Consider the following 8,892-nt stretch of genomic DNA (forward strand, 5'->3'; position numbering starts at 1 on the left):
TCACTCAGCCGGGGCGTGCACCTCGCGGCGCAGGATCTTGCCGGTCGGGCCCTTGGGCAGCTCAGGGACGACCCACACGGTGCGCGGGTACTTGTACGCCGCGATCCGCTCCTTGGCGAAGTCGATGATGTCCTGCGGGGTCGCCGTCGAACCCTCGCGCAGGGCCACCGCTGCACCGACCTGCTCGCCGTAGAGCTCGTCCGGGATGCCGACGACAGCCACCTCGAGCACGTCGGGGTGCTCGTAGATGCACTCCTCGACCTCGCGCGGGTATACGTTCATGCCGCCGCGCAGGATCATGTCCTTCTTGCGGTCGACGATGGTGAAGTAGCCCTCGGAGTCCATGGTCGCGAGGTCACCGGTGCGGAACCAGCCGTCGGGGATGGCCTCCGCGGTGGCCTCGGGCTTGTTCCAGTAGCCCTTCATGACGTTGTCGCCGCGGATGGCGATCTCGCCGACCTCGCCGACGGGCACCTCGTTGCCGTCGAGGTCGACGCACCTCATCTCGCAGCCGGGGATGGCCACGCCGATCGTGCCGGGCTTGCGCTCCATCGTCGGCATGTTGAACGACGCGACGGGCGAGGTCTCGGACAGGCCGTAGCCCTCGAGGATGACGCAGCCGAACTTCTCCTCGAACGAGCGCATCACCTCCAGCGGCATCGCGGAGCCGCCGGACGCGCAGGTGCGCAGCGACGACGCGTCCATGCCGTCGGATGCCGGGTGGTTGAGGATCGCGGCGTACATCGTCGGTACGCCCTGCATGATCGTCACCCGCTCCTTCTCGATGACCTCGATCGCTGCGGCGGGGTCGAAGCGCGGGATGAGGGCGAGCGATGCCCCGGCGATGGTGGCGGCGTTGAGCCCGACGACCAGGCCGAAGACGTGGAACAGCGGCAGGCAGCCCATCACGATGTCGTCGGCCGTCATCTGCTGGATGACCTTGGCCGAGCGCAGCGCGTTGAGGTGGATGTTGGAGTGCGTCAGCTCGGCGCCCTTGGGCCGGCCGGTCGTGCCGGAGGTGTAGAGGATGATCGCGGTGTCGTCGTCGGCGCGCTCGTGCGGGTCGGTGATCGGGTCGCCGCCCTCGAAGGAGCCGGCCACCGGGCCCATCGGGCCGCACTCGATGATCTGCGTGCCGCTGTTCTGGGCGCCCTTGGTGGCCTCGGGCACGAAGTCGGGCCAGACGAAGGCGATCTTCGCGCCGGAGTCGGTGAAGAAGTAGTCGATCTCGCCGGCCTTGAGCAGCGGGTTCATCGGAACGACGATGCCGCCGGCCAGCAGGATGCCCCAGTAGACGACCGGGAAGGCCGGGACGTTGGGGAGGATGATCGCGACCCGGTCGCCGGGCTGGATGCCGTTGGCGCGCAGCGCTCCGGCCACGGCCGCCGCCATGGCGTGCAACTGGGCGTAGGTCACGCCCTGGCCGTTGATCCGCAGCGCATCCTGCTCGGCGTTGGTCGCTGCAGTGCTCGTGAGGTTGGTCGCGAGGTTCGTCATCGGGGCTCCTGGGCTCGGCGGCTCTGTCGGGCTGGCCCATCGTCGCACGCGTTTAGGCTGGTGCGATGGCGAGCTGGCAGATGCGTGCGGTGGCGCTCTACGTTCGCGCCACCCGCAAGAAGCGTTACGCCACCCGCGAGGCCGGCCTGGCGTTCCTCCACTCCGCCAAGGGCCCCTCCGACCCGCCCGCGAAGGCACTCGGTGACAGCCGCGTGAGCACCCACCGGGTGCGGGGCCGCGACGTCCACGTGGTGCGCGGACCCGGCCACACGGCATCCGCTGCAGGGGCGGTCGTCTACCTCCACGGGGGTGCGTACACCAACGAGGTCGTCGACCAGCAGTGGGCGTTCGTGGCTGCGCTGGCGGCGCGCACGGGCGTCGAGGTGCACGTGCCGATCTACGGGCTCGCGCCGCACCACACGGCGTCCGAGGCGGTCGACCTCGTCGCCGAGGTCGTGCACGGTCTCGTCGCCCAGGGGCGTTCGGTGGTGCTGCTCGGCGACTCCGCGGGCGGTGGGCTCGCCCTGGTCGCCGCCCAGCAGGCGGCGCCCGCCGTGCGCCAGCGGGTGGCCGGCCTGCTGCTGATCGCCCCGTGGATCGACCTCACGATGGCCAACCCCGCCGTGGATGCCGTCGAGCCCACGGACCCGTGGCTCACCCGGGCGGGCCTGCACCCGATCGCGCGGTCGTGGGCGGGTGACCTCGCTCTTGACGACCCCGTCGTGAGCCCCCTCTTCGGCGACCTCACCGGCCTGCCGCCGGTCGAGGTCTGGGTCGGGACCCGCGACATCACCGCGCCCGACTGCCGCGAGCTGGAGCGTCGGATGCCGGACGGTGCCGCCTTCGCGCTCCACGTCGAGGACGGTGCGATCCACGACTACCCGCTGCTGCCGACTCCGGAGGGTCGCGCCGCGAGTCGCGAGATCGGCGAGCGCGTCACCGCGCTGCTCACGGCATCCGGCTGACCCTCGGCGGATCGCTCAGATGACGCCGAGCAGCACCATGGCGTCGGCGACCTTGGTGTAGGCCGCGAGGTTGGCGCCCATGACGTAGTTGCCCGGGTCGCCGTACTGCTCGGCCGTCTCGACGCACTGCGCGTGGATGGAGGTCATGATCGCCTCGAGCCGTTCCTCGGTGGCCTCGAAGGTCCACGAGTCGCGGCTGGCGTTCTGCTGCATCTCGAGCGCGCTCGTGGCCACGCCGCCGGCGTTCGACGCCTTGCCCGGGGCGTAGGCGACACCGGCTTCCTGGAGCAGCGCGACCGCCTCCGGGGTGGTGGGCATGTTCGCGCCCTCGGCGACGAGCTCGACGCCGTTGGCGATGAGCGCGCGGGCGCCGCTCTCCGGGAGCTCGTTCTGGGTGGCGCAGGGCAGTGCCACCTGGCAGGGCACGTCCCAGATGGACCCGCCGACGACGTGCCGGGCGGAGCCCCCGCGGGCCTCGGCGTAGTCCGACAGCCGGCCCCGCCGAACCTCCTTGACCTCCTTGAGCAGGTCGAGGTCGATACCGGTCTCGTCGACGACGTAGCCGCCGCTGTCCGAGCAGGCGACGACGGTGCCGCCGAGCTGCGCGACCTTCTCGATCGCGTAGATGGCCACGTTGCCGGAGCCGGAGACGACGACGCGCTTGCCGTCGAAGGACTGGCCGGCCGTCGCAAGCATCTCCCGGGCGAAGTACACCGTGCCGTACCCCGTGGCCTCGGTGCGCACCTGCGAGCCGCCCACGGAGATGCCCTTGCCGGTGAGCACCCCGGACTCGTAGCGGTTGGTGATGCGCTTGTACTGCCCGAACAGGTAGCCGATCTCACGCCCGCCGACGCCGATGTCACCCGCCGGCACGTCGGTGTACTCGCCGATGTGCCGGTAGAGCTCGGTCATGAACGACTGGCAGAAGCGCATGATCTCGGTGTCGGAGCGGCCCTTGGGGTCGAAGTCGGACCCGCCCTTGCCGCCGCCGATCGGCATGCCGGTCAGGGCGTTCTTGTAGACCTGCTCGAAACCGAGGAACTTGATGATCGACAGGTTGACGCTCGGGTGGAAGCGCAGACCGCCCTTGTAGGGGCCCAGCGCCGAGTTGAACTCCACCCGGAAGCCGCGGTTGATCTGCACCCGGCCCTGGTCGTCGAGCCACGGCACGCGGAAGATGATTTGCCGCTCGGGTTCGCACATGCGCGAGAGCACCGACCACTGCGCGTACTCGGGGCGGGTGCCGATCATGGGGGTCAGGCTCGCCATGACCTCGAAGACGGCCTGATGGAACTCCGTCTCACCGGGATTGCGCGAGAGGACCATCTCGAAGTGCGGCTGGACCCGGGGGTGGAGTTTCGCGGTCATGGGCCCACTCTGGCAAACCTCGACCGCTGGTGTCGTGCCGGGTCACCCAGCGGAAGGCCGGCGGGCGTCGCCCGCGGGGCGCGCGAGCCGGTGGCGCACTCCGCGCCCGCAGCCGACCTCGACCGTCGGTGCCCGTCGGTGCCCGTCGGTGCCCGTCGCTACGGTGGCCGGGTGATCACCGTCGACGAACTGCTCGCCTCCTGCGACATCGCCCTGGACGCCTACGCCGAGAGCTGCCGCGCCCTGGGTGACGACCTGCTCAACGTCCGGCTCGACGACGTGCCGGGGAGCAACACGGCATCCGGTCTCGTCGCGCACGTGGTCGGGGTCATGGCCCGGTGGGGCCGCACGGTCAACCGCGGCATCGTCGTGCCCCGCGACCGCGATGCCGAGTTCCGAGCGACCCTCACCGTCGACCAGGCGATCACCATGCTCGAGGCCGGCCGAGCCAGCCTGCACGAAGACGCCCGGGCGGCGGCACCGCACGAGGCGCCGCGCAACCCACCCGCGGGCGACGGCCTCACCCGCCACCGCACGCAGGGTGCCGTGCTGCTCCACGTGTTCGAGGAGCTCACCCAGCACCTGGGGCACCTCGACGTCACGCGCGACGTGCTGCTCGCCCGTCGGCGCCCTGCGGCAGGATGACCGCCGTGAACGCCACGCCGATCGACCCCGCCTCGACGCCACCCACCGACGCCGACGCCGTGCCGGACGAGGCCCGTCACGCCTGGGTCACCCTCGCCGAGCAGGTCCGGGCCCACCAGTTCGCCTACCACGTCAAGGACGCGCCGACGATCAGCGACGGCGAGTACGACGCCCTCATCCGCTCGCTGACGGCGCTCGAGGACGAGCACCCCGCCCTGCGCACCCCGGACAGCCCGACCCAGCAGGTGGGCGGGGCGATCTTCTCCACCGACTTCCAGGCGGTCGACCACCTCGAGCGGATGCTCAGCCTCGACAACGCCTTCGACGCCGACGAGCTGCGCACCTGGGCGGCGCGAGTGGAGCGTGATGCGGGTGGCGCGGCGCACCACTTCCTGTGCGAGCTGAAGATCGACGGGCTCGCGATCAACCTGCTCTACGAGGGCGGCCGGCTCACCCGGGCACTCACCCGCGGCGACGGGCGAACCGGTGAGGACGTCACCCTCAACGTGCGCACCATCGCCGGCATCCCCGAGACGCTGAGCGGTGACGACGTCCCCGAGCTCGTCGAGATCCGCGGTGAGGTCTACTTCCCGCTCGCCGCCTTCGCCGACCTCAACGCGAGCCTCGTCGCCGCGGGCAAGGCGCCGTTCGCCAACCCGCGCAACACCGCTGCGGGGTCGCTGCGCCAGAAGGACCCGCGGGTCACCGCGACCCGCGACCTGCGCATGCTCGTGCACGGCATCGGCGCGCACCGGGGGCTGGAACTGACCCGGCAGAGCGAGGCCTACGACCGGATGCGGGAGTGGGGTCTGCCGGTGTCCGACCAGTTCCGCGTGGTCGAGACCGTCGACGAGGTGCTCGCCTTCATCACGCACACCGGCGAGCACCGGCACGACAACGCCCACGACATCGACGGCGTCGTCGTCAAGGTCGACGAGGTCGCGGTCCAGCGCCAACTCGGCTCGACGTCGAGGGCACCCCGGTGGGCCATCGCCTACAAGTACCCACCGGAGGAGGTCAACACCAAGCTCCTCGACATCCAGGTCAACGTCGGACGCACCGGGCGGGTCACGCCCTACGGGGTCATGAAGGCGGTCGTCGTCGCCGGGTCGACGGTCACCCAGGCGACCCTGCACAACGCCGACGAGGTGCGGCGCAAGGGCGTGCTCATCGGCGACACCATCGTGCTGCGCAAGGCGGGCGACGTCATCCCCGAGATCCTCGGGCCGGTCGTCGACCTGCGCGACGGCACCGAGCGTGAGTTCGTCATGCCGACCCACTGCCCCTCGTGCGGCACCGCACTGGCCCCCGAGAAGGAGGGCGACAAGGACATCCGCTGCCCCAACGCCCGCTCCTGCCCGAGCCAGCTGCGGGAGCGGCTCTTCGCGCTCGCCTCACGCGGTGCGTTCGACATCGAGGCCCTGGGCTGGGAAGGGTCGATCGCCCTGCTGGAGTCGGGCGTCCTCGAGGACCCCGAGCTCGGCGGCCCCACCGAGGCCCGGCTGTTCTCGCTGACCGTGGACGACGTCGCCCGGGTGCCGCTCTACACCCGCACCGCGAAGAAGACCGACCCGCCGCAGGACGTCGTCGACGGCCGCGTGCTCTCGGCGAACGGCCACAAGCTCGTCGCCAACCTCGACTCGGCGAAGGCCCAGCCGCTGTGGCGGGTGCTCGTCGCGCTGTCCATCCGCCACGTGGGCCCGACCGCCGCCCGGGCGCTCGCCTCCCACCTCGGTTCGATGGATGCCGTCCGCGGCGCCTCGCTCGAGGAGCTCGCCGGGGTGGAGGGCGTCGGCCCGGTCATCGCCGAGTCGGTGCGCGACTGGTTCGACAAGCCCGGCAACGAGTGGCACGTCGCGATCGTCGACCGCTGGGCCGCCGACGGTGTGCGCATGGTGGACGAACGGGACGAGTCGGTGGAGCAGACGCTGGCCGGGCTCACGATCGTCGTCACCGGGTCACTCGAGGGGTTCTCACGTGATGAGACCAAGGAGGCCATCCTCAGCCGCGGGGGCAAGGCCTCGGGGTCGGTGTCGAAGAAGACCGACTACGTCGTCGTCGGCGAGAACGCCGGCTCCAAGGAGGACAAGGCCCGCGAGCTCGGGCTGACCATCCTCGACGAGGCCGGCTTCCGCCGCCTGCTCGACACCGGCAACCCCGATCCCGTGTCCTGACCTTCCGGCGGGAACAGTCAGCAAAACACGACCCGGCTGGCCTGGATCGGCGTGGCCAGCCGGGTCGAGTCTGTGGGCGGATCCCCCGAGGCGTCGTGCAGGCGGTCCCGGGTTACCGGCAGTGCGCACTCAGGGAGCGCGTCGCGGGTCGACGGCCCGCGTGGTGATCGACGGGGCGCCGGTCTGCGTCTGGGCACCGTGTGCGGTGTGCACGGCCCGCACCTCCAGCGGACGGTCGGACACGATGTCGAGCACCCCGAGCAGCAGACCCGGGCCGTGGTCGACGGCCTCGTGCAGAGCGCAGCAGTCGTCCATCGTCGCGTGGTTCGCGGGCAGTTCCAGCTTGGCGAACGGCTTGGCCGGCTGGATGTCGGGCTCGCGCCCGATGGTCTTGCCGTCGACCACGAGCGGGGCGAACCGCTTCTCGATGACGGCGGTGCACGTGGACGGGTTGCTGATGAGCACGGCCGTCGCGTACCGGCCGGGCACGACCGCGCAGGGGCCGTCGTCCTTCGTGGGGTGGCCGCCGCCGGGGCCCTCGGGGTGGTCGCCTCGGTCGTCGTGGTCGTCGCGCCCGCGAAGGGGCGGCCGCTCACCGCAGACCACCTCGACGACGTAGTGGTAGCGGCACTTCGGCACCACGACCCGCACCGGCTTGCTCGCGACCACGACGTCGTCGGCGACGACATCGATCGTGCCGGTGAGCTCCTGGTCGCGCTCGGCGCACGCCTTGGTGCCGACCCACACCACCTCGAAGGTCAGCGTGTGCGTCTCGTCGCCGGCGAGCGGACCGTAACCGGCCGCAGGGGTGATCGACTCGACGAACTGGGCCGTGTCGCCAGTCGCCACGAGGTGCACGTTGCCGGTTGACTGCACCGCATCGGCGATGAGGTCGCTGAGCGTCGAGACGATGCTGCCCGGGTCGACGCCGGTGCGGTGCTCCCCGCCGGTGGCGGCCGTGATCCGGGTGGCCTGCCCCGCGGTTCCGTTGGCGGCACAGGTCGGGTAGTCGAAGGATCCGGAGTTCGGGTCGCCGTCGAGGGCGTCGGCGACCCCGGTGGTGGTGCTCACCGCCACGACGGTGATGTTCGCCCCGGTGAGGGCAGCGGTCGCCGTGGCCTCCGTGATCGCCGCAGGCAGGCCGGTGAGGTCGGTGCAGATGGGGTCGTGGCCGGGAGTGTCGCCGAACCACACGATGATCCGCTTGCTGTCGGTGCGCCACCCGATGCTCGTGTTCGTCGCGAGCTCCTGAAGGGCGTAGAGCTGGCCCTCGGGCGTGTCGCCGCCCTCGTCGGCGTTCCACGTCGAGATGGCGCCGGATGCGGCCGCCGTGCTGGTCGTCGGGGCGAGCTGGTGCTGGAAGGCGTAGGAGTTGGGGGCTGGCACCGTGAAGTCGCGGTAGTTGCCGACTCCCCACGCGACGTCGAAGGCTGCCAGGGCGGGGTCGTTGAGGATGGCGTCGGCACCGGCCTTCACGGCGTCGATGACCGGCGCCATGCTGCCCGTGGTGTCTGCCAGTAGGTAGACGTCGGCCTTGGGCGCAGTGCCTGTGGGTGGGATGGTGACGGTGATCTTCTCGCTGCGCCGGTCGCACTGGTCGAGCCGCCAGTCGTTGCGTCGCGGGTTGATCGTCACGGGCCGACGGCGCGGCGGGACGGTGCCGAGCACGGGCGGGTCGAAGTGCGGGATGAACGGGTCGTGGCCCAGGGCTGCCGTGAAGTCGGCGCGCGGTGTGATGGTGCCGTCGGCTGCGGCGACCACGGCCACGACGGCATTGGGCTTCTCGGCCGACACGGCGTGGTACGCGACGAGGCGTTCCCCGCCGGGCAGCTCGGCCTCGGTCTTGCCGGTGGTCTGCGGCGTGGCACCGAGCACCTCGGTGAGGTGTGCGAGCACCGCGGCCGGCAGGCGCGCAGAGGTGCGGTCGTTGTCTGGCATGGCGTTCTCCTTGGAGCGTCGCGGGCCGATCCCCAGTCCATCTGGCCGCTCACCGTGAAGGAGCCGGACTCCCCGTTCCTGATACCCGCTCGTCCGGGTGGTCAGGCTCGGCTGCGCAAGGGGCGCGGAGCGTTCAGGTTGAGCACGACCGCCACGACCCGGGTGACGAAGACGAACCCGACCGCCGCCCAGGCGGTGAGCGTCGTGAGGGCCCCCGCCTCGTGGAGCAGGACGACCAGACCCGCCCCGGCAAGGGCCGGCACGGCATACAGCTCTCGCCGCAGCACCTCGGGCACCTGCCCGGT

Annotated in this window: 6 protein-coding genes and 1 pseudogene; 3 read left to right on the plus strand and 4 right to left on the minus strand. The window is 71.3% G+C overall.

Annotated features, from left to right (window positions below; all coding sequences use genetic code 11):
- Positions 1 to 1,497, minus strand: a complete 1,497-nt coding sequence (locus PLL68_RS07235; RefSeq protein WP_324533033.1) for a long-chain-fatty-acid--CoA ligase — start codon at positions 1,495 to 1,497, stop codon at positions 1 to 3.
- Between the two features lie 65 nt (positions 1,498 to 1,562).
- Here PLL68_RS07235 and PLL68_RS07240 point away from each other — a divergent pair, with 65 nt between their 5' ends.
- Positions 1,563 to 2,462 (plus strand): alpha/beta fold hydrolase, encoded by a 900-nt coding sequence (locus tag PLL68_RS07240; RefSeq protein ID WP_324533035.1) that lies wholly within the window; start codon positions 1,563 to 1,565, stop codon positions 2,460 to 2,462.
- 15 nt (positions 2,463 to 2,477) lie between these two features.
- Here the strand turns inward: PLL68_RS07240 and gdhA are convergent, their stop codons facing one another.
- The gene (gdhA, locus tag PLL68_RS07245) at positions 2,478 to 3,830 is read right to left on the minus strand and encodes an NADP-specific glutamate dehydrogenase (protein ID WP_324533037.1); all 1,353 of its coding nucleotides are present in this window, start codon (positions 3,828 to 3,830) and stop codon (positions 2,478 to 2,480) included.
- A 171-nt stretch (positions 3,831 to 4,001) separates the two neighbouring features.
- On the opposite strand from gdhA, the gene PLL68_RS07250 reads away from it, so the two are divergent.
- Positions 4,002 to 4,475: a mycothiol transferase gene (locus PLL68_RS07250; protein WP_324533039.1), complete on the plus strand. Its 474-nt coding sequence runs from the start codon at positions 4,002 to 4,004 to the stop codon at positions 4,473 to 4,475.
- Positions 4,472 to 6,649, plus strand: coding sequence for an NAD-dependent DNA ligase LigA (gene ligA / locus PLL68_RS07255; protein ID WP_486659191.1), 2,178 nt, complete (start codon positions 4,472 to 4,474; stop codon positions 6,647 to 6,649). The genes PLL68_RS07250 and ligA overlap by 4 nt, the downstream gene beginning before the upstream one ends.
- A gap of 129 nt (positions 6,650 to 6,778) precedes the next feature.
- On the opposite strand, the gene PLL68_RS07260 is transcribed toward ligA, so the two are convergent.
- Both PLL68_RS07260 and PLL68_RS07265 read right to left on the minus strand, forming a co-directional pair.
- Entirely contained in the window at positions 6,779 to 8,587 is a 1,809-nt protein-coding gene (locus tag PLL68_RS07260; protein WP_324533043.1) for a hypothetical protein, read from the minus strand.
- A 101-nt stretch (positions 8,588 to 8,688) separates the two neighbouring features.
- A pseudogene (locus PLL68_RS07265) lies at positions 8,689 to 8,892 on the minus strand (trimeric intracellular cation channel family protein); the annotation flags it as partial.

The sequence above is a fragment of the Ornithinibacter sp. genome, assembly GCF_035443565.1.
In the GTDB taxonomy this organism is placed as follows: Bacteria; Actinomycetota; Actinomycetes; order Actinomycetales; family Dermatophilaceae; genus Fodinibacter.

Coding starts and splice junctions, on each gene's coding strand:
- PLL68_RS07235 (WP_324533033.1), bottom strand. CDS start 1,497: ATGACGAACCTCGCGACCAACCTCACGAGCACTGCAGCGACCAACGCC.
- PLL68_RS07240 (WP_324533035.1), top strand. CDS start 1,563: ATGGCGAGCTGGCAGATGCGTGCGGTGGCGCTCTACGTTCGCGCCACC.
- gdhA (WP_324533037.1), bottom strand. CDS start 3,830: ATGACCGCGAAACTCCACCCCCGGGTCCAGCCGCACTTCGAGATGGTC.
- ligA (WP_486659191.1), top strand. CDS start 4,472: ATGACCGCCGTGAACGCCACGCCGATCGACCCCGCCTCGACGCCACCC.
- PLL68_RS07260 (WP_324533043.1), bottom strand. CDS start 8,587: ATGCCAGACAACGACCGCACCTCTGCGCGCCTGCCGGCCGCGGTGCTC.